The organism is Primorskyibacter aestuariivivens, assembly GCF_028023675.1.
Classification (GTDB): domain Bacteria; phylum Pseudomonadota; class Alphaproteobacteria; order Rhodobacterales; family Rhodobacteraceae; genus Marinovum; species Marinovum aestuariivivens.
Genome location: NZ_JAQIOZ010000006.1, coordinates 143305 through 162674 on the forward strand (window position 1 = coordinate 143305; position 19370 = coordinate 162674).

Annotated in this window: 20 protein-coding genes; 17 read left to right on the forward strand and 3 right to left on the reverse strand. The window is 62.4% G+C overall.

The window, feature by feature from the left end; translation table 11 throughout:
• Positions 1-6: 6 nt before the first annotated feature.
• Both PGB28_RS08075 and PGB28_RS08080 read left to right on the forward strand, forming a co-directional pair.
• On the forward strand, positions 7-639 hold the full coding sequence (locus PGB28_RS08075) for a hypothetical protein (protein ID WP_271420998.1): 633 nt from the start codon (positions 7-9) through the stop codon (positions 637-639).
• Between the two features lie 254 nt (positions 640-893).
• Positions 894-2153 (forward strand): MFS transporter, encoded by a 1260-nt coding sequence (locus tag PGB28_RS08080; protein WP_271420999.1) that lies wholly within the window; start codon positions 894-896, stop codon positions 2151-2153.
• 9 nt (positions 2154-2162) lie between these two features.
• Here the strand turns inward: PGB28_RS08080 and PGB28_RS08085 are convergent, their stop codons facing one another.
• A complete protein-coding gene (locus PGB28_RS08085) occupies positions 2163-2978 on the reverse strand; it encodes a glycosyltransferase (protein ID WP_271421000.1) in 816 nt (271 codons plus the stop codon).
• Between the two features lie 149 nt (positions 2979-3127).
• Here PGB28_RS08085 and ybgC point away from each other — a divergent pair, with 149 nt between their 5' ends.
• The 14 genes from ybgC (at position 3128) to folD (ending at position 17288) form a co-directional block, all read left to right on the forward strand.
• Complete coding sequence (ybgC, locus tag PGB28_RS08090) at positions 3128-3517, forward strand: tol-pal system-associated acyl-CoA thioesterase (protein WP_271421001.1); 390 nt, start codon at positions 3128-3130, stop codon at positions 3515-3517.
• A 114-nt stretch (positions 3518-3631) separates the two neighbouring features.
• The gene (gene tolQ, locus PGB28_RS08095; RefSeq protein ID WP_271421002.1) at positions 3632-4327 is read left to right on the forward strand and encodes a protein TolQ; all 696 of its coding nucleotides are present in this window, start codon (positions 3632-3634) and stop codon (positions 4325-4327) included.
• Positions 4328-4330: 3 nt separating this feature from the next.
• Positions 4331-4807: a protein TolR gene (gene tolR, locus PGB28_RS08100; protein ID WP_271421003.1), complete on the forward strand. Its 477-nt coding sequence runs from the start codon at positions 4331-4333 to the stop codon at positions 4805-4807.
• A gap of 15 nt (positions 4808-4822) precedes the next feature.
• Positions 4823-5950 carry a hypothetical protein gene (locus PGB28_RS08105; protein WP_271421004.1) on the forward strand — a complete coding sequence of 376 codons (1128 nt, stop codon included), beginning with the start codon at positions 4823-4825 and terminating at the stop codon, positions 5948-5950.
• Entirely contained in the window at positions 5950-7281 is a 1332-nt protein-coding gene (gene tolB, locus PGB28_RS08110; protein ID WP_408636233.1) for a Tol-Pal system beta propeller repeat protein TolB, read from the forward strand. The genes PGB28_RS08105 and tolB overlap by 1 nt, the downstream gene beginning before the upstream one ends.
• 85 nt (positions 7282-7366) lie before the next feature.
• Positions 7367-7885, forward strand: a complete 519-nt coding sequence (gene pal / locus PGB28_RS08115; protein WP_271421006.1) for a peptidoglycan-associated lipoprotein Pal — start codon at positions 7367-7369, stop codon at positions 7883-7885.
• 22 nt (positions 7886-7907) lie between these two features.
• Positions 7908-8735, forward strand: coding sequence for a tol-pal system protein YbgF (gene ybgF / locus PGB28_RS08120; RefSeq protein ID WP_271421007.1), 828 nt, complete (start codon positions 7908-7910; stop codon positions 8733-8735).
• Between the two features lie 5 nt (positions 8736-8740).
• Positions 8741-10063, forward strand: a complete 1323-nt coding sequence (gene tilS, locus PGB28_RS08125; protein WP_271421008.1) for a tRNA lysidine(34) synthetase TilS — start codon at positions 8741-8743, stop codon at positions 10061-10063.
• Between the two features lie 78 nt (positions 10064-10141).
• Positions 10142-12055, forward strand: coding sequence for an ATP-dependent zinc metalloprotease FtsH (gene ftsH, locus PGB28_RS08130; protein ID WP_271421009.1), 1914 nt, complete (start codon positions 10142-10144; stop codon positions 12053-12055).
• A complete protein-coding gene (locus PGB28_RS08135; RefSeq protein ID WP_271421010.1) occupies positions 12052-12822 on the forward strand; it encodes a methyltransferase domain-containing protein in 771 nt (256 codons plus the stop codon). Before ftsH ends, PGB28_RS08135 begins: the two co-directional genes overlap by 4 nt.
• Before the next feature lie 78 nt (positions 12823-12900).
• Positions 12901-13497: an MOSC domain-containing protein gene (locus PGB28_RS08140; RefSeq protein ID WP_271421011.1), complete on the forward strand. Its 597-nt coding sequence runs from the start codon at positions 12901-12903 to the stop codon at positions 13495-13497.
• A gap of 145 nt (positions 13498-13642) precedes the next feature.
• Positions 13643-15319: a formate--tetrahydrofolate ligase gene (locus PGB28_RS08145; RefSeq protein WP_271421012.1), complete on the forward strand. Its 1677-nt coding sequence runs from the start codon at positions 13643-13645 to the stop codon at positions 15317-15319.
• 130 nt (positions 15320-15449) lie between these two features.
• Complete coding sequence (locus PGB28_RS08150; protein ID WP_271421013.1) at positions 15450-16358, forward strand: bifunctional 5,10-methylenetetrahydrofolate dehydrogenase/5,10-methenyltetrahydrofolate cyclohydrolase; 909 nt, start codon at positions 15450-15452, stop codon at positions 16356-16358.
• 12 nt (positions 16359-16370) lie between these two features.
• Positions 16371-17288, forward strand: a complete 918-nt coding sequence (gene folD / locus PGB28_RS08155) for a bifunctional methylenetetrahydrofolate dehydrogenase/methenyltetrahydrofolate cyclohydrolase FolD (protein WP_271421014.1) — start codon at positions 16371-16373, stop codon at positions 17286-17288.
• 15 nt (positions 17289-17303) lie between these two features.
• Here the strand turns inward: folD and PGB28_RS08160 are convergent, their stop codons facing one another.
• Complete coding sequence (locus PGB28_RS08160; RefSeq protein ID WP_271421179.1) at positions 17304-17723, reverse strand: PaaI family thioesterase; 420 nt, start codon at positions 17721-17723, stop codon at positions 17304-17306.
• A 185-nt stretch (positions 17724-17908) separates the two neighbouring features.
• Here PGB28_RS08160 and PGB28_RS08165 point away from each other — a divergent pair, with 185 nt between their 5' ends.
• A complete protein-coding gene (locus tag PGB28_RS08165) occupies positions 17909-18667 on the forward strand; it encodes a LytTR family DNA-binding domain-containing protein (RefSeq protein ID WP_271421015.1) in 759 nt (252 codons plus the stop codon).
• Here PGB28_RS08165 and pdeM read toward each other — a convergent pair.
• Positions 18625-19329: a ligase-associated DNA damage response endonuclease PdeM gene (gene pdeM / locus PGB28_RS08170; protein ID WP_271421016.1), complete on the reverse strand. Its 705-nt coding sequence runs from the start codon at positions 19327-19329 to the stop codon at positions 18625-18627. The genes PGB28_RS08165 and pdeM overlap by 43 nt on opposite strands.
• Between the last annotated feature and the right edge of the window lie 41 nt (positions 19330-19370).

Genomic DNA, 19370 nt, shown 5'->3' on the forward strand with positions numbered 1-19370 from the left:
ATGCCCATGTTGTCCCCGGATCAGGTCACGTCGCTGTTCACCCGCTCTGACGGTTCTTATGTCTTTGCCCGCTGGGGTCGGCCCATCGCACCCATCGTGTTTGGCGTGACCGAGGGGACGTTACCGGTCATCAAGGGCGCGCTTGAGGCGGTGGTGGCCATGGCAGGGCATCACATGGCCGAAACCGACCCGGAACTGGGCAGCAATTTGATGATCTTTTTCTTTCGGGAATGGGACGAATTGCCGGAAGTGCCGGATCTGGACAAGCTGATCCCGGATCTTGGCCCGCTGGTGGCGCGGCTCAAGGAGGTGGGCGCGAACCAGTATCGGGTGTTCCGCTTTGACGAGGCGGGTGCAATCAAGGCGGCGTTTGTGTTGCTGCGCATGGATGACCAGCTGGGGCAGGTGCCGGCCGAGACACTGGCGCTGGGCCAGGTGGTGCAGACCATGCTTTTGTGGTCCGACACGGCGTTCCGCGAAAGATCGCCGCTTGCTGTGGCCGGGGACAAGACGATCCTGCGCCCCGAGATTGGCGCGCTGATCCGCGCGGCCTATGATCCGGTGATGCCCGTGGCGGCGGCGGATGCCAGCCATGCTTTTCGTCTGGCTGCGCGCCTGCCGGTGGCCGAGGGGAATTGAAGCGCACGGCGCACCGGTGATTTGGTCTCTTTAACAGGACATTACATCGCATCCGGCCATTTGTTCGGCGGCGTTGGCGGCCGCTGCTCATTTTGGCGGCAACGGCTGTTGCTAACCCTTTATCCGGCACGCACGGCTATGGCCATTCGCGATGGCGGTGAATTTTGTGCTAAGCAGTTGGTCCGATGCCCGTCGCCGCCTGTTTGGCGGCAGGCGGTACAAAGTGCCCATGCGATGACGCGAAAGGATGACCGATGCTGAAAGTTCTGTCCGGGGTCTGGGCCCTGCTGCTTGGTATCGTGTTCATCATGCTGGGCAACGGCATGCATTTCACCCTGATCGGCCTGCGGGGCGGGATCGAAGGGTTTTCGGCGGCGGCGCTGGCGATTGTCACCTCGGGCTATTTCGTGGGCTTCCTGTCCGGGGCGCGGCTCACGCCTCTGATGATCCGCCGGGTCGGGCATGTGCGGGTATTTGCGGCGCTGGGCAGTCTCATGTCTGCGGGTCTGATCGCCTTTCCGATCATTGCGGACCCATGGGTCTGGACCATCCTGCGGATCATAGTCGGGTTTTGCATGTCGGGCATCTATGTCACGGCGGAAAGCTGGCTGAACGACGCCGCCAATAATGAAACACGGGGCAAGGTGCTGTCGGCTTACATGATCGCACAGACGTTGGGAATCATTGGCGCGCAGGGGCTTTTGACGCTGGGCGATGCCGCGTCCGCCACGCTGTTCATCGGGGCGTCGATTCTTGTCTCGCTCTCGCTCACGCCGATCCTGTTGTCGATCACCCCTGTACCTGCCGCCGAGGTGGCGCGCCCGATGCCATTGCGCGACCTGTTCAGGGGATCACCGTTGGGCACGGTGGGGATTTTCCTGTTGGGCAATGTCTATGCGACTCAATCGGGTATGGGCGCTGTGTTCGGTTCTCAGATCGGGTTGAGCGCGGCTGAGGTCGCGCTTTTCGTGGCCATGCTCTTTGCCGGGGCGCTGGTGATGCAATACCCCATCGGCTGGCTGTCGGACCGGATGGACCGGCGCAAGTTGATCTTTACCTCTGCAGCTCTCGGGGCGGCGTCCTGCGCGCTGGGGTGGCTGAGCGATGGTGACTTCTGGCCGCTCATGGCGTCGGCCTTTTTCGCGGGCGGGGTGACGACGCCGCTCTACGCCTTGTTTCTGGCCTATACCAATGATGCGCTGTCGGTCGAGGAGATGCCTGCGGCCTCCGGCGGGCTGGTCTTTACATTCGGTCTTGGCGCGATCGCCGGACCTCTGGCCACCGGCTGGGCGATGCAAGGAGTGGGGCCGTTCGCCTTCTGGCTTGTGCTCGGCGTGACCTTTGCAGCGATTGCCCTTTATGCGCTTTACCGCATGACTCAACGTGCCACAGCACCGGTCGAAGAAACCGAAAGCTACCTTGGGGTTCTGCCCACCGCGACACCGGTGGCGGTGGAGGCCGCCGGTGCCTGGGCCGCAGAGAATGCGGAGGCCGAAGCAGACGCGCAGAACTAAGCGCAGCCCTTACGCCGCCTTATCCACCTTTGTCTCTTCATCGGCGATTGGCCAGTCTTTCATCAGGTCCTTGAGCAGCGGAAAGGCGGTGTGCATCGTGGGCATCTGATCGGCCTGCACCAGATCGTCGGAAAACTGCGCGCGGCTGTCATTGCTGTCATGCACGGCGCGGATATAGTTGGGCGCGCGAGTGTAAATGACCCGCACGGGGCGGCGTTCGAGTATTTTCTTATGCGCGATGCCAAAGGGCTGGCGGCGCGACATGGTGGGCGCCACCACGGCAAGTCCCAGATTTGTGGCGGCGTTGATGCGGTGCCGCAGGCTCATCTTGCCATCGCGGAACACTGCCGAAATGCCGCGCGCGTGGGAGATAAAGCAATAATCCTCGCGCTCGGGGCGCAGGCGTTTGGCGGCCATGGCCTCGGTGCGCAGCTTTTCAGTGAAATCGGCCGAGACCGCGTCATCATCATCCAGCACGATCTGACAGGTAAAGGGGTCCTTGGTGAAGGTCTGCTTGCGGTAGCGCTGAAAACAGGCACCCGCACTGTCGGGCCCGCGAAAGATCACATGGGCATGCTCGCCTAGCATGTCGCCGCAGACCTGCTGCAGCCGGTCCTTGTGTTTTTGCGGCATATCCTCGGAGCTGAGCACGATCAGCCCGAAATCGCCGTCCGTCTGGTCGGCCAGCGAGCGGAGCGCGATCTTTTCGAGGAAATAATGCCGCCCGTCCAGACGCGCATCGTCGAACAACAGCGCCTTGTCGGTGCTGGTCTTGGAGCGCCATCCCGATTGGCCGAAATAGGAATAGCGCATCTCGTAGATCATGTGCATCGCGGGGGAGCCTCATCCAAGTTTGAGGCAAATTGTAGGGATCAAGGAATTGTTAACCAAGGGGTTTCAACGCGAGCGATCCGCTTGCGTCCCCTTTCTGTTGCTGATTTGAATCAAATCGTTGCTGAACCGGAGAGCCATACATGACCCACCGCCTGCCCCTGCGCGTCTATTACGAGGACACGGATATGGCGGGGATCGTCTATCACGCCAATTTCCTGAAATTCATCGAACGCGCCCGCAGCGATTGGGTGCGCGGACTGGGTGTTGACCAGCGCGCGATGAAGGAAGAGCAGGGGCAGGTTTTTGTCGTCCGGCGCATCGAATGCGATTATCTCGCGCCAGCGCATTACGACGATGAACTATTGGTCGAGACTACTACGGAACAGGTCACCGGTGTCCGGCTGACCATGCGGCAGGTCGTGACGCGGGGGGGCGCGCCGCTGTTTTCGGCGCTTGTGACCGTAGTTGTGGTGAACGAGGCGGGCCAGCCCGTGCGGCTTCCGGCAAATATCCGCCGTCAGTTGCATTAAAATGGCCGTCATTGAGGCGTGATGACGCGTTCGTGTTGGCTTTCCCCCTGTATTTCCGTTAACCTGACCTGCAAACAGGCCATATAAAAAACGGCCGCAGCAAAGAGCAGGCAGATGGAAACAGAGACCCTTGCCCTGGCGCAGGAGATTGATTTCTCCATGTGGGGGCTGTTCGCGCGCGCCACGATTACGGTGAAGTTGGTGATGATCGTGCTGATCCTGGCCAGCTTTTGGTCGTGGGCGATCATCATTCACAACCTTATTCTGTACCGTAGCGCACGCCGCGAAGCGCGGGAGTTTGACCGCGCTTTCTGGTCCGGCGAACCGCTGGACGAATTGTTTGAACAAATGGGACCCGAGCCCAAGGGGCGGTCGCAGCGTGTCTTTGCCGCCGGTATGCTGGAATGGCGGCGGTCGCATCGCGAAAGCGGTGAGTTGATCCCCGGGGCGCAGGCCCGTATCGACCGGTCGATGAACGTGGCCATCGCCAATGTGAGCGACGAGCTTCAAAAGGGCCTGAGCGTTCTGGCCACCATCGGGTCCACCGCGCCTTTTGTCGGTTTGTTCGGGACGGTCTGGGGCATCATGAACGCCTTTATCGAGATTGCCGAACAACAGAACACCAACCTTGCCGTTGTGGCGCCGGGGATTGCCGAGGCGCTTTTGGCCACCGGTCTGGGCCTGCTCGCGGCGATCCCGGCGGTGGTGTATTACAACAAGCTGAGCGCCGATGCGGACCGTATTCTGGCGCGCTACGAGAGCTTTGCCGACGAGTTCGCGACCATCCTTAGCCGCAATCTGGACGCCTGAGCGATGGGTGCGGGTGTCATCAAGTCTGGTGGGGGTAATGGACGGGGCCGTCGCCGCAGGAGCGGGGCCAAGCCGATGTCCGAGATCAACGTCACGCCGTTTGTCGACGTGATGCTGGTGCTGTTGATCATCTTTATGGTCTCCGCGCCGCTTCTGACCGTGGGCGTGCCGGTGGAATTGCCGAAAACCGCCGCGTCGCCGCTGGCGGGCGAATCCGAGGAACCGCTGACTGTTACGGTGACTGCCGAGGGCGCGATCCTGATCCAGACCACCGAGACGCCACGCGCCGAGCTGATTGGCAAGCTGCGCGCTATCGCGGCAGAACGCGCCAGCGACCGGGTGTTTTTGCGCGCCGACGGCGCTGTGCCCTATGAGCAGGTCATGCAGGTCATGGGTGCGCTGAATGCGGGTGGGTTTTCCAATATCGGGCTGGTCACGGATACCGGCGGCCCGCGCCTTGACGGGCGAGACGACGGTTAGGCCGGGTGATCCCAGGTGCATATCGGACATTATATCTCAGGTGCGGGGCATGTCGGGCTGATCGGCTGGTTGCTGTTGGGCCCGCTGTTCAATAGCGAGCCTTTGCCCTTTGAGGTGACCAATGTGTCGATGGTCACTGAAGAGGAATATGCCGCGCTGGTGGCCGCCGAGCAATCGCCCAACGCCACCGATACGGCAGCACAGCCGCCCGCGCCCGACGTGACCGAAGAAGCGCCGCCGCCCGCCCCGCGCGAGGAAACCCCACCACCCGAGACGGCGCAGCCCGCCGAAACGGTCCCGGCCCCCGCGCCCGAGGATGCACCGGAGCCTGCCGAAGATGCGCCGCCTGTGGTGGCGCAGCCTGAAGACACGCCGCCACCTGCACCCGCTCCGCCGGGGCAAGAGGATGTGGCGGTGATCCTGCCGGAAACCAGCGCCCGACCGCAGCCGCGCCCGGCCCCGCGTGTCGCACCGGAACCCGTGGCACCGTCCGAGCCGGATGTGCAGGTGGATGAACAGGTCCAGCCCGAGATCACGCCGGATGAAAGCGCCACAGAAGAGACCCCGCAGGACCCGCAGGAGGCCACCGCCCCCGAGGAGGCCGCGACCGAGATTGTGACCGAGGCTGAAGAGCCGTCCGGCGCACCGGAGCGTTCCATGCGCCCTCGGGTGCGCCCCCGTGCGCCCGCGCCGCCGCTCGCGACAGAAACGGCAGAGACACCGGAACCCTCCGAGGACACAAACCCCACCGCATCAGCGGTGGAAGATGCGCTGGCCGAGGCGCTGGGCGGTGGGACTGAACCCAGCGCAGCACCGAGCGGCCCGCCGCTGAGCGCGGGCGAAAAAGACGCGCTGCGCGTCGCAGTTCAGGGATGCTGGGTGGTCGATGTCGGGTCGCCTTCGGCAAGCGTCACGGTTGTTGTGGCCATGCAAATGGAGCAATCCGGCAAGGTCACACCGGGAAGTCTGCGCATGGTGTCGAGCGAAGGCGGTGACGCCACCGCCGCGCGGGTCGCCTTTGAAGCCGCCCGCCGGGCAATCCTGCGGTGCCAGAAAGACGGCTATAATCTGCCGATCGACAAGTATGATCAGTGGCAGGAAATTGAAATGACCTTCAATCCGGAGAGAATGAGGATCAGATGATGGAACGAGTGAAAACCTTCTTTGCGGCGATGGTCGCGGCGCTGGGGCTGATATTCGCAGCGGTCGGTGCGGCATCGGCTGCTCCTCTTCGGATCGAGATCACCGAGGGTGTGATCGAGCCTGTGCCCTTTGCGGTGCCCGGCTTCGTGGCCGAAAGCACCGGGGCTGAAGAGTGGGGCGCGCGATTGGCGCAGGTTGTGGCCGATGACCTGACGGGAACCGGGCTGTTCCGGCAAATCCCGGCCAGCGCTTTCATCTCCCGTCCGACAAGCTTTGCCGCGCCGGTGCAATATGCCGACTGGAAGGCGATCAATGCACAAGCCCTGATCATGGGGGCCGTGGCCGTGGCGGATAACGGGCGGTTGACCGTGAAATTCCGCATCTATGACGTGTTTTCCGGGCAGGAGCTTGGCAAGGGGCTGCAATTTCAGGGCACCACCGATGGCTGGCGCCGCATGGCGCATAAGGTGGCCGATGCGGTCTATAGCCGGATCACCGGGGAAACCGGCTATTTCGACAGCCGGGTGGTGTTTGTCTCGGAAACCGGTCCCAAGGATGACCGCAAGAAGCGGTTGGCGATCATGGATTATGACGGCGCGAATGTGCAATACCTGACCGACAGCCAGTCCATCGTGCTGGCTCCGCGTTTCTCGCCCACCGGCGACCGGGTGCTCTATACCTCTTATGCTACGGGCTTTCCGCGCATTCATGTGCTGGATGTGGGTAGTGCGCAGAGCCGCATTCTGGAAAGCCAGTCGGGCACGATGAGCTTCGCGCCGCGTTTCGCGCCGGATGGGCGCACCGTGGTCTTTTCGCTGACGCAAGGCTCCAACACGGATATCTATTCGATGGATATCGGCAGCGGCGGTGCGCAACGTCTGACGAATACTCCGGGCATCGAGACCGCCCCGTCCTACAGCCCCGATGGCAGCCGCGTGGTGTTTGAAAGCGACCGCTCGGGCAGCCAGCAGCTTTACGTGATGCCTGCGGGCGGGGGAGAGGCGACGCGGATTTCCTTTGGGCAGGGTCGCTATGCCACTCCGGTCTGGTCACCGCGCGGGGACCTGATTGCCTTTACCAAACAGACCAAGGGCCGGTTCCATATCGGCGTGATGCGCACCGATGGCAGCGAAGAGCGCCTGCTCACGGCGTCGTTCCTGGACGAAGGTCCGACATGGGCCCCCAATGGTCGGGTGATTATGTTCACGCGTGAAACCCAAGGGGCCAGCGGTCAGGCGAGCCTCTATTCGGTGGATGTTTCGGGACGCAATCTCAAGCGGGTGCGCACACCGGGCGGCGCATCGGACCCGAGCTGGGGGCCATTGCAGTAACGAGGATTGGGGAGCCGGACAACCTGTGCTAGGGTTGCGGCAACAACAAGGGCCAAGAGGCCCAAGGCAGAGCGGGAAACAGGACATGAAACTTACAACCAAAGCCGTACTTCTGGTGGGAGCGCTTGCGCTGGCCGCCTGTACGAATGCAGGGCGCTTCGACAATGCCGACAGCGTCAATCTCAATGACCAGCCGGGCAGCGGCGCGGGCGGGGCACCGGGGTTCGACGATCCGTCAAGCCCGGCTTATTTCCAACAGGCGATCGGCGATCGCGTGCTGTTTGCCGTGGACCAGCACACGCTGAGCGCGGAGGCGCGCGCCACACTGGACGCGCAAGCAAACTGGCTTGCCCAAAACCCCGATTACAGCGCGGTGATCGAGGGCCATGCCGATGAACAGGGCACACGGGAATACAACCTCGCGCTAGGCGGGCGCCGGGCCAACGCGGTCTATGAATACCTGATTTCAAAAGGCGTTTCGGCCAGCCGCCTGAAATTTGTCACATACGGCAAGGAACGCCCGATCGAGATTTGTTCGGAAGAGGCCTGCTATGCCAAGAACCGCCGGGCGGTTACGGTGATCGCGGGCAGCGTCACGAGCTGATCAGAGACGCCGGAGGTCTCCCATGCAAAGAATTCTCGCCATCTGTTTGTTGTTGGCTGTCCCGCTCGGGGCACCGGCTCAGGACCGCGACCAGACGCTTGCTGATGTCCGGCAGGATCTGAACGTGCTCTATATCGAGATCCAGCGGCTGAAGCGGGAATTGTCCACCACCGGCGGTTCTTCGGTCGGCGGAGCGGGCGGGGACCTGTATGACAGGGTTGCGGCCATGGAGGGCGAGGTTGCGCGCCTGACCGGCAAGACCGAAGAACTGGAATACCGCATCAACCAGATCGTCGCCGACGGGACCAATCGCATCGGGGATCTGGAATTCCGCCTTGTGGAGCTTGAAGGCGGCGATGTCAGCACGCTGGGCGAAACTACTACCCTGGGCGGTGATACCGGTAGCGGCGAGGCGCCGGTGGTCGCCGCCACGCCGCCACAGGCGGAGCAGCCGGAAACCGGCATGGCGATGAGCGAGGAACAGGACTTCCGGCGAGCCGAGGAGGCGCTCGCCGAGGGTGACTTTCGCCGCGCCGCTGAGCTCTTTAAGACCTTCAATGAGGCCTATCCGGGCGGACCGCTAGGCCCCGAGGCCGCCCTGCGCCGGGGCGATGCGCTTGCCGGGTTGGGTGACACGCGCGAAGCGGCGCGCGCCTATCTGGACGCCTATTCCATGGAGCCGGGTGGCACAGTGGCCCCCGAGGCGATGCTGAAACTGGGGCGTGCGCTGGGCGCTTTGGAACAGATGGATGCGGCTTGTCAGACGCTTGGACAGCTGGAAACCCGTTTCCCGCAGGCGGGCGAGGTGCTGGAAGCGCGCGCGGAGATGCGCAACCTGGGCTGTTTCTGAGACACATGGCCGGGGCAGGCGTGGACCTACAGGCGCGCTTTGCCGAGGCTATGGGCCAGTTGCTTGGCCCGGACTTCCCGGAAGACATTGGACTGGCTGTCTCGGGCGGCAGCGACAGCATGGCCATGCTCACACTGGCCCATAACTGGACGCGGGAATTCGGTGTGCGCCTTTGGGTGGTGAGCGTGGATCACGGGCTGCGGCCTGAGAGCCGGGCCGAGGCCGAACTGGTGGCCCGGACCTGCGCCGAGTTGGGGCATACTCACAGTATTCTCGAATGGCAGGGCTGGGATGGAAAGGGTAACTTGCAGGACGCCGCGCGCGATGCGCGGCTGCGGCTGATTGATGGCTGGCGGGGGCGGGTGCGCCATGTGCTGATGGCGCATACGGCGGATGATCAGGCCGAGACTTTTCTGATGCGGCTGGCGCGTGGGTCGGGCGTAGATGGATTGGCGGGCATGGCGGCCCGACGTTTTGTGCCGCGCAGTGAAACAGCCGAGGAAACCGGTGTGGGGGCAGCGCCGCCCGCCGCGCTCTGGTCCGATGAGGGTTTCTGGGTGATCCGGCCACTGCTGTCTATGCGGCGCGAGGATCTGCGCCACTATTTGAAGGTGCTCAAGGGGGACTGGGTCGAAGATCCCTCCAATGACGATCCGCGCTTTGACCGGGTGCGCATGCGGCAGGCGATGGAGCAACTTGAGGTGCTGGGGCTGGGGGTAGACCGGCTGAGCGAGACGGCTGTCCGTATGGCTCGGGCGCAAGAGGCGCTCAGGCGGCGGGCGGTTGACGTGGCACAAGAGGCGCTGCGCCAGGAGCATGGCGATATCCTGTTGTCGCGCGACGTGCTGGGCAAGGTCGAGGTCGAGACCCGCCTGCGGCTGATGGCGGGGGCTTTGCAATATATCTCGGGGGCCGATTACCGTCCGCGTTTGCGCGCGCTGGAAGAAGTAACCGAGCGGGTTTTGTCCGGGGGAACGGCCACTTTGCATGGTTGCCTGATCAGGGCGGAAAAGCACGATCTGCGCATTTGCCGGGAATATGGCGCCGTGCGCGACGCAACGGCAGAAACCGGTGCGCTTTGGGATGGGCGGATTCGCATCACCGGCGAGGGGATTGGCGGGTTGCTCGTGCGTGCGCTGGGCGAAAGCGGGGCGGCGCAGCTGCCCCAGCGGCCCGAAAACTGGCCTTTTCAGAGCCTTATCGCCCATCCCGCGGTGTTCGACGGTTCTCGGTTGGTGGCGTTTCCGCCTGCGGGTTTCGGGCCCGATGCTCAAGTTGATTACAATGCTGGGCAGGGAAGCCTTCACAGCTTTCTGTTATCGCATTGAATGTGCCGTCATAACCTCTATTTTAAAGGCAACGCCTCCGGTATAGCCGGAATGAACCCCTGACTTCGGAGACTTTCCTTGGGCAATCTTCGCAATATCGCCTTCTGGGTCGTGCTGTTTGTGCTGATCCTGGCGCTTTTCAATCTCTTTTCTGGCGGTGGCAACACGCTGCAAAGCCGTGAAATCCCCTATTCCGACTTCGTTGAGCTGGTGGAGGGGGATAATGTCGCCTCTGTCACGCTGGATGGCGAAAACATCCGTTTTCGCGGCAAGGACGGTAATGATTATGTCACCATTCGCCCCGAAGACGCGGAAGTGACCAATCTCCTGATGGAAAACGACGTGGCCATTCGGGCCGAGGCTCAGGAGCAATCGGGCTTTCAGGCATTCATCCTGAGTCTTCTGCCCTTCCTGCTGCTCATCGGTGTGTGGATCTACTTCATGAACCGCATGCAGGGTGGCGGCAAAGGCGGTGCAATGGGCTTTGGCAAGTCCAAGGCCAAGATGCTGACCGAGAAACATGGCCGCGTGACTTTTGACGATGTGGCGGGCATCGACGAAGCCAAAGAAGAGCTGGAAGAGATCGTGGAATTCCTGCGCAACCCGCAGAAATTCTCGCGCCTTGGCGGCAAGATCCCCAAGGGCGCGCTGCTGGTGGGCCCTCCGGGCACCGGTAAGACGCTGCTGGCGCGCGCCATTGCGGGCGAGGCCGGCGTGCCGTTCTTTACCATCTCGGGTTCTGACTTTGTCGAAATGTTCGTGGGTGTGGGTGCCTCCCGTGTCCGTGACATGTTTGAACAGGCCAAGAAAAACGCGCCCTGTATCGTTTTCATCGACGAGATTGACGCCGTGGGTCGCCATCGTGGTGCCGGTTATGGCGGCGGCAATGACGAACGTGAACAGACGCTCAACCAGCTTCTGGTGGAGATGGACGGCTTTGAGGCCAATGAAGGCGTGATCATCATCGCGGCCACCAACCGTAAAGACGTGCTGGACCCTGCGCTGCTGCGCCCCGGTCGTTTCGACCGTCAGGTCACCGTGCCGAACCCCGATATCAAGGGCCGCGAAAAGATCCTTGGCGTGCATGCGCGCAAGATCCCGCTGGGTCCCGATGCCGATATGCGCATCATCGCGCGCGGGACGCCGGGCTTTTCCGGTGCGGACCTTGCCAACCTCGTGAACGAGGCGGCGCTGATGGCGGCGCGTGTCGGGCGGCGGTTCGTGACGATGGAAGATTTCGAGAACGCCAAGGACAAGGTCATGATGGGCGCGGAACGCCGCTCCATGGTGCTGACCGATGACCAAAAGGAAAAGACCGCCTATCACGAGGCCGGGCATGCTGTGGTCGGCCTGTCGCTGCCGCAATGTGACCCGGTCTACAAGGCCACGATCATCCCGCGCGGTGGCGCGCTGGGCATGGTTGTCTCGCTGCCCGAGATTGACCGGTTGAACTGGCACAAATCGGAATGCGAGGAAAAGCTGGCCATGACCATGGCGGGCAAGGCGGCCGAGATCATCAAATACGGCGCGGACAATGTGTCGAACGGTCCGGCGGGTGACATCCAGCAGGCATCGGCACTTGCGCGCGCCATGGTGCTGCGTTGGGGCATGTCGGACAAGGTCGGCAATATCGACTATTCCGAGGCCCATGAAGGTTATAGCGGCAATACTGCGGGTCTGTCCGTATCGGCCAACACCAAGGAGCTGATCGAGGATGAGGTGAAACGCTTCATTCAGGAGGCTTATGATACCGCGTTCAAGATCCTGACCGAAAAGAACGAGGAATGGGACCGTCTGGCGCAGGGCCTGCTGGAATATGAGACGCTCACGGGCGAGGAAATCCAGCGCGTGATGCGCGGTGAGCCGCCTACCATGGGCGAGGATGAGGATGACACGCCGGATCAGGGCAGTGCGCCCAGCGTCACGGCCATTCCGAAAACCAAACCCAAGGCCAAACCTTCGGGCGATATGGAGCCGGAACCCTCGGCGTGACAACGTCCAAAACTGGAAACGACTGGAACCCCGGGGCCTATGACAGGTTCCGGGGTTTGCGTTTGCGCCCCGTGCTGGATTTGCTGCGCGCGGTGGGCGAGGTGCCGGAGGGCCCTTTGACTGATCTGGGCTGTGGGTCTGGCGCTGCGGGGCCGGTGCTTCGCACGCGATTTGGCGAAAGGATGATCACCGGTGTGGATGCGTCACCCGCCATGTTGCACAAGGCGCGCGAAACCGGGAGCTATGACCAACTGGTGCAAGCTGATGTGGCTGATTGGGAGCCCGAACAGCAACAAGCCCTGATCTTTTGCAACGCGGTGCTGCACTGGCTGCCGGATCACGCAAAACTGATCCCGCGTCTGGCAAAGCAGCTCGTCCCCGGTGGCGTTCTGGCGGTGCAGGTGCCGGGTATGAACGACGCGCCGTCCCATGCCACATGGCGGGCGCTGACGGGGCGGGCCGAGGCGGGGCCGGGCATTCTGGAGCCGCGCGCCTATCGGGAGATTTTACAACCGCTTGGACAGGCCGAGATCTGGGAAACGCAATATTACCAGGCGCTCCCTGCTTCTGATGAGGGCCATCCCGTTCGGATGTTCACGCAATCCACCTATGGAAGACCGTTTCTCGATGCGCTGGATGGCTCGGCGCTCGCCGCGCTGCGACGGGCCTATGACGACGAGATGGAAAAACACTATCCGTTCGAGCGTGACGGAACGGTGCTGTTCCCTTTTCGCCGCGTGTTTTTCCTGCTGCGAAAACAAGGTTGAAACACTGTGTGAAGCGCGGCGGCTTGCCTTGGTCGCCATATCTGGGCAGGTCTTGGGAAAACCACCACAGGAGAGACCATGCCGGCCCTGATCGCTACGTTGTTTTATGGCGAAATCACCTGGCTCGGCGCGGTGACAAACCGTGGCGCCGGGTTGCGGGCACAGGGGCGCGAGACCGTCAAAACCGGATTTGAGGGCGAATCCCATGGCGGCTTGACCCGCCGGGCCTGTGCGCGGGTCAGCAATCTCTATCCCCGAGGCACCGAGATCCGCAATGTGCGGCAGCTCTCCGTCCTGTCCGAGGAAGAGCTTGCCACCACTGCTGCGGAGCTTGGTATGGAACGGATTGATCCGACCTGGGTCGGGGCGTCGCTGGTGCTGAGCGGTATCCCCGATTTTACCCATGTGCCCCCGTCGTCACGATTGCAGGGCGAGAGCGGCACGGTGCTGACCATCGACATGGAGAATCTGCCCTGTTCGCATACCGCGCGGGAGATCGAGGCGGAACAGGCGGGCGCTGGCACCGGCTACAAGGCGGCGGCGCGGGGGCGGCGTGGCGTGACTGCCCGGGTGGAACGCGAAGGGGTGTTGCGACTTGGCGAGAAACTGCGGCTCTTGATCCCGGCTCAGCCCTCTTGGTCGCATGCGGAGCGGGCGCGCGTCGCGGGGCGCTGAGCGCTATCAATCGGCACGCCCGTTTCCGATCCGCGACGGATCGTGTCGCATCCCGCCGCAAGTTTGCTCTGGAATGTCGGATTCACGTCTGGGCGCGACGGCCTGTCGCGGTAAGGGTGGCGCAAATCCATTGGGAGTCACCACCATGTCCTACAAATCCGACATCGAAATCGCCCGCGAAGCGAACAAGAAGCCGATCCAGGAGATCGGCGCCAAGCTGGATATTCCCAGCGAGCACCTGCTGCCCTATGGCCATGACAAGGCCAAGGTCAGCCAGGACTTCATCAACTCGGTGCAGGACCGTGAAAATGGCAAGCTGATCCTTGTCACCGCGATCAACCCGACGCCTGCGGGTGAGGGCAAGACCACCACAACCGTCGGTCTGGGCGATGGTCTGAACCGTATCGGCAAGAAGGCGGCGGTGTGCATCCGCGAAGCCTCGCTCGGGCCGAACTTTGGCATGAAGGGCGGCGCGGCCGGTGGCGGCTATGCGCAGATCGTGCCGATGGAGGACATGAACCTTCACTTCACCGGCGACTTCCACGCCATCACCACCGCGCATAACCTGCTGTCGGCGATGATCGACAACCACATCTACTGGGGCAACAAGCTGGGCATCGACGAGCGCCGGGTGGTGTGGCGCCGGGTGCTGGACATGAATGACCGGGCGCTGCGCGATGTGGTGACAAGCTTGGGCGGTGTGGCCAACGGTTTCCCGCGTCAGACCGGGTTCGACATCACCGTGGCGTCCGAAGTCATGGCGATCCTCTGCCTCGCCACCTCGCTTCAGGATCTCGAGCGCCGTCTGGGCGATATCATCGTGGCCTATACCCGCGACCGCGAGCCGATCACCTGCCGCGACATCAAGGCCGATGGCGCAATGACCGTGCTGCTCAAGGACGCGATGCAACCCAACCTGGTACAGACGCTGGAGAACAACCCGGCCTTCGTGCATGGCGGCCCGTTTGCCAATATCGCGCATGGCTGCAACTCGGTCATGGCGACGACGACGGCGCTCAAAGTGGCGGATTACGTGGTGACCGAGGCGGGCTTTGGCGCGGACCTGGGTGCCGAGAAATTCATGAACATCAAATGCCGCAAGGCAGGTCTTGCGCCCGATTGTGTGGTGCTGGTGGCCACCGTGCGCGCGATGAAGATGAATGGCGGCGTGGCCAAGGCCGATCTGGGCGCGGAAAACGTCGAGGCGGTCAAGGACGGCTGCGATAACCTCGGGCGTCACATCCAGAACGTGAAGAGCTTTGGCGTGCCGGTCGTCGTGGCGATCAACCACTTTGTCACCGATACTGATGCCGAGGTGCAGGCGGTCAAGGATTACGTGGAAACCCAAGGCTCGGAAGCGATCCTGTGCCAGCACTGGGCCAAAGGCTCGGAAGGCACCGAAGAGCTGGCCAAGCGCGTGGCGCAGATCGCCGATAGCGGCATTTCGCAATTCGCCCCGCTCTATCGGGACGAGATGCCGCTGTTCGAGAAGATCGAACGCATTGCCAAGTCGATCTACCGTGCGGACGAAGTGCTGGCCGATGCCAAGATCCGCAATCAGCTGCGCGAATGGGAAGCCGCCGGGTATGGCAACCTCCCGATCTGCATGGCCAAAACGCAGTACAGCTTCACGACCGATCCCAACCGCCGCGGTGCGCCGGTCGGCCATTCGGTGCCGGTGCGCGAAGTGCGCCTGTCGGCCGGGGCCGGTTTCGTTGTGGTGATCTGCGGTGAGATCATGACCATGCCGGGCCTGCCGTCCGTTCCTGCGTCGGAAAACATCCGCCTGAACGCGGACGGCCAGATCGAAGGCCTGTTCTGATCAATGGGCGGGTTGGCCGGGGCATCGAACCCCGGCCAACCCGGTCGCCGCTTTGGCGGTTCCTGCCTCCGGCGGGGATATTAACAAAGCCAGAGAAGCCCCCGGGTTTTCTGCTTAACAGGACGTATCCATGAGTGATGTCATGCAGCGTGCCGCGTTGATTGATGGCAAGGCCATTGCCGCCCGCATGCGCGGCGAGGTGGCCGCCGACGCGGCCGAGCTGGCGAATGAGGGCTGGGCACCGCGGCTTGTGTCGATCTCGGTCGGGGATACGGCGGCGGCAGAGCTTTACGTGCGCAACCAGCAGCGCAGCGCCGAAGCCGCGGGCGTGCAGTTCGAGGCGCGGGCCTATCCCGAGGAAACCTCGCTTGAGCAGTTGATCGGCATCCTGCAGGGCCTCAATGGCGACCCGCGCGTGAACGGGATCATCATTCAGCGTCCGCTGCCTGTACATATTCCGGTCAAGGTGCTGCAAAAAGCCGTGCATCCGCTCAAGGATGTCGAGGGCATGCATCCCGCGTCCATCGGCAATATCGTCTATAACGATCTGGCGCTTGGCCCCTGTACCGCCGTCGCGGCGGTGGAGATCCTCAAGACCTTGCCGCTGACCCTCGAAGGGTTGGACGTGACCGTGATCGGGCATTCCGAGATTGTCGGCAAGCCGATTGCCTTTCTGCTCATGGGGCTGGGCGCGACGGTGACGGTGTGCCACCACATGACGCGCTCGGTGGCGATGCACAGCCGGGCGTCGGATGCGGTTTTTGTAGCGGTGGGCAAACCGGGGCTTGTGACCGGCGATATGATCAAACCCGGCGCGGCGTTGATTGACATTGGCATCAACCGTGTGGACACCCCCGAGGGGCCGCGCACGGTTGGGGATGCGGATTTTGCCAGTTGCGCCGCGGTGGCGGGCTGGATCACGCCGGTACCGGGTGGCGTGGGACCGGTGACGGTGGCCACGCTGATGAAGAACGCGGTGCTGGCCACGCGGATGCAAATGGAGCATTACCGGGACAGCTATGCCCGGACGGAATTTTGAGAGGACGAGACGATGACGGCTGAGATCATTGACGGCAAGGCGTTTTCCGCAAAGGTGCGCGGCGAGGTGGCGACCCATGTAGCGCGGCTCAAGGAAGAGCACGGGATCACCCCGGGTCTTGCCGTGGTGCTGGTGGGCGAAGACCCCGCCAGTCAGGTTTACGTGCGCTCAAAGGGCAAGCAGACCGTCGAAGCGGGGATGAATTCCTTTGAGCACAAGCTTGATGCTGACACGTCCGAGGCCGATCTGTTGGCGCTGATTGACCAGCTCAACAATGATCCGGCCGTGCATGGTATTCTGGTTCAGCTGCCGCTGCCGGGGCATCTGGACGAGGATCTGGTGATCAATTCGATCAACCCGGACAAGGATGTGGACGGGTTCCATATCTCCAATGTCGGGCGTCTGGCCACCGGGCAGAACGCGATGGTGCCCTGCACGCCGCTCGGCTGTCTCATGATGCTGCGCGATCACCACGGGAGCCTGTCGGGGATGAATGCGGTGGTAATCGGGCGGTCGAACATCGTCGGCAAACCGATGGCCCAGCTTCTGCTTCGAGACAGCTGCACCGTTACCATCGCCCATAGCCGCACCAAGGACATCGCAGATGTGGTGCGCGGGGCGGATATCGTCGTGGCCGCAGTGGGCCGGGCGGAAATGGTGCCGGGCGACTGGATCAAACCGGGGGCAACGGTGATCGACGTGGGCATCAACCGTATTGACGCGCCGGAAAAGGGCACAAATGAGGATGGCAGCGTCAAGACCCGGCTGGTTGGGGATTGCGATTTTGCAAGCTGCGCCGAAGTGGCCGGAGCCATCACCCCGGTGCCGGGCGGGGTGGGGCCGATGACCATTGCCTGCCTGCTGGCCAACACGCTGACCGCCTGCTGCCGGGCCAATGGGCTGGAGGCTCCGCAGGGGCTGACCGCATAAGATAAGGCGAGCGGATCAGGCGGGAATCATCGTCCCCTGAAGCAGGGCGACATCGGTTTCCCGCCCGTTCTCGACTGCGGTGACAACGGACCTGACCACCAACAAACGTCGCCCGGGGCGGACAACTTCGCCTGTGGCGCGCAGCATGTCGCCCTTGGCGGGCGCGATCAGGTTGATCTTCATCTCGACCGTCATGACATCCTGCCCTTCGGGGATCCATGTCATCGCAGCATAGCCAGCCGCACTGTCGCCTAAAGTGAAGGTCAGGCCAGCATGCGCAAATCCGTGCTGCTGCAATGCGCCGGGGCTGATTGGCGCTTCGATCACCACATGGCCCTTGTCCAGCTCCACCAATTCAGCGCCGAAAGTTGCCATGATCGTTTGGCGCGAAAAGCTGTCTCGCAACTCTGCTTTTCTTTTAGGGGATATTTGCATCTCTTTCCCATGACGGTTTTCATACACGCGCTGTAAAGGTAAATGGATACTTGCTTTCACAGCAAGTCCGGCATCAACCAAAGCGCTTTGTTACGAGTAATATGATTGACGAGCAGAAAACAGCGGCACCCCAGGCTCAGGACGCCACTCTGGCGCAGACACTAAAGGCGCGGTTTGCGAACCTCATGCGTTCCCCCATCGCGCTGGTGATTTGGATTTGCCTCTCCGTCTTGGGGGTGGTCTCTCAGCCCTATGACAGTTACGGAATCCTGCCGATTTGGGCTCGATTTCTTTACTGGGGCGGCATTGTCGCAGGGGGGATCATTCTGGCGGATATGGTCGATTGTATTGCCCGAAGGCTGACCCCGGACGGACACATGTTCAAGACCGCGGCCAAGGCGGTTGGTTTGGTGACCGTGATCTATTCTCCGGTTCTCATTGCCTGGAATGAACTGTTCGTTCTTGGGTTTCCGGATATGGATGACAGCCCGTTCCTGATCGCGTTCCGGGTGTTTGCCACGTCCATTCCGGTGTTTGCATTGCTGGAAACGCTGCGCCCGACGGTCGCAAATGGCTCGGTGGTCGCGGCCTATGTGGAGCCAGCGCCAGAGCCCTGCCCCGACGCTCTGCGCCCGAGACTGGCCTCACGACTGCAATGCCCCGAAGCAAGAATACTCCGCTTGTCGGCCAACAATCATCTGATCGATGTGATTTCCGCACAGGGGTCAGAGCAGATCCGAATGCGGTTTGCAGATGCGGTGCGTGAGATGGAGCCGGTTCCCGGCTGCTGTGTGCATCGATCGCATTGGGTGAATCTGGACGCGATTGACGGGCTGACGCGGCGCAAGGAGAAGCTGTTTGTTCTGCTGAGCAATGGTGACGAAATTCCTGTGAGCCGAACCTACCGCCCCGAGCTTGAAGCGGCCCGGCCCGACCTGTTCTGACCACGTGGCATGGGCACGGCCAAGGCACGCGCGCCCGTCAGGATCGCAATCGCCTCTGGCCCCATCAGGTCACAAAGCGGCGCATCCTCGCAACGCAGGCCGCCCGTGTAGGTGCCAAAGGCGGGCAGGATCAAACGGGTGTTGTCCAACAGGAAACAGGGGCGCGAAACCATGCCGGCCCGGGTGCGCAACCGCGCCTTGGGATGGAAGTGGCCAGAGATTTCGGCGTTTTGTTCGGGATCGGCTTCGTGGCGGAATGTCAGCCCTAACACATTCAATTCGGCCAGATGTGTCCCGCCCAAAGACACAGGGCCGGGATCGTGATTTCCCTCGATCCAGATCCAGTGTCGCCCGGCCTGAAGCCGTGTGATCCAGAGCCGCGCCATGTCCGGCAATTCGTCCAGAGCCATCAGGTCATCGAAACTGTCGCCAAGGCAGAGCACAGTAAGCGCGCCGGTTTCGTTGATCTCGCCCTCAAGCCGCGCCAGCGTGTCCTGCAGGTCATAGGGCGGCAATTGCGCGCCATTGCGGCGTGCTTGCCGGACCGATTTCCCCAGATGCAGATCAGAGACACAAAGCAGCTTTCGCTCAGGCCAGTAGAGCGTGCCCGAGGGGCGCGCCATGAGCGACTGACCGGCCAGGGTGAAGCTGTGTGTGTTCATGATATGTTCATGTTGGTTTGTGATCCTGAGATCAAGCGCTT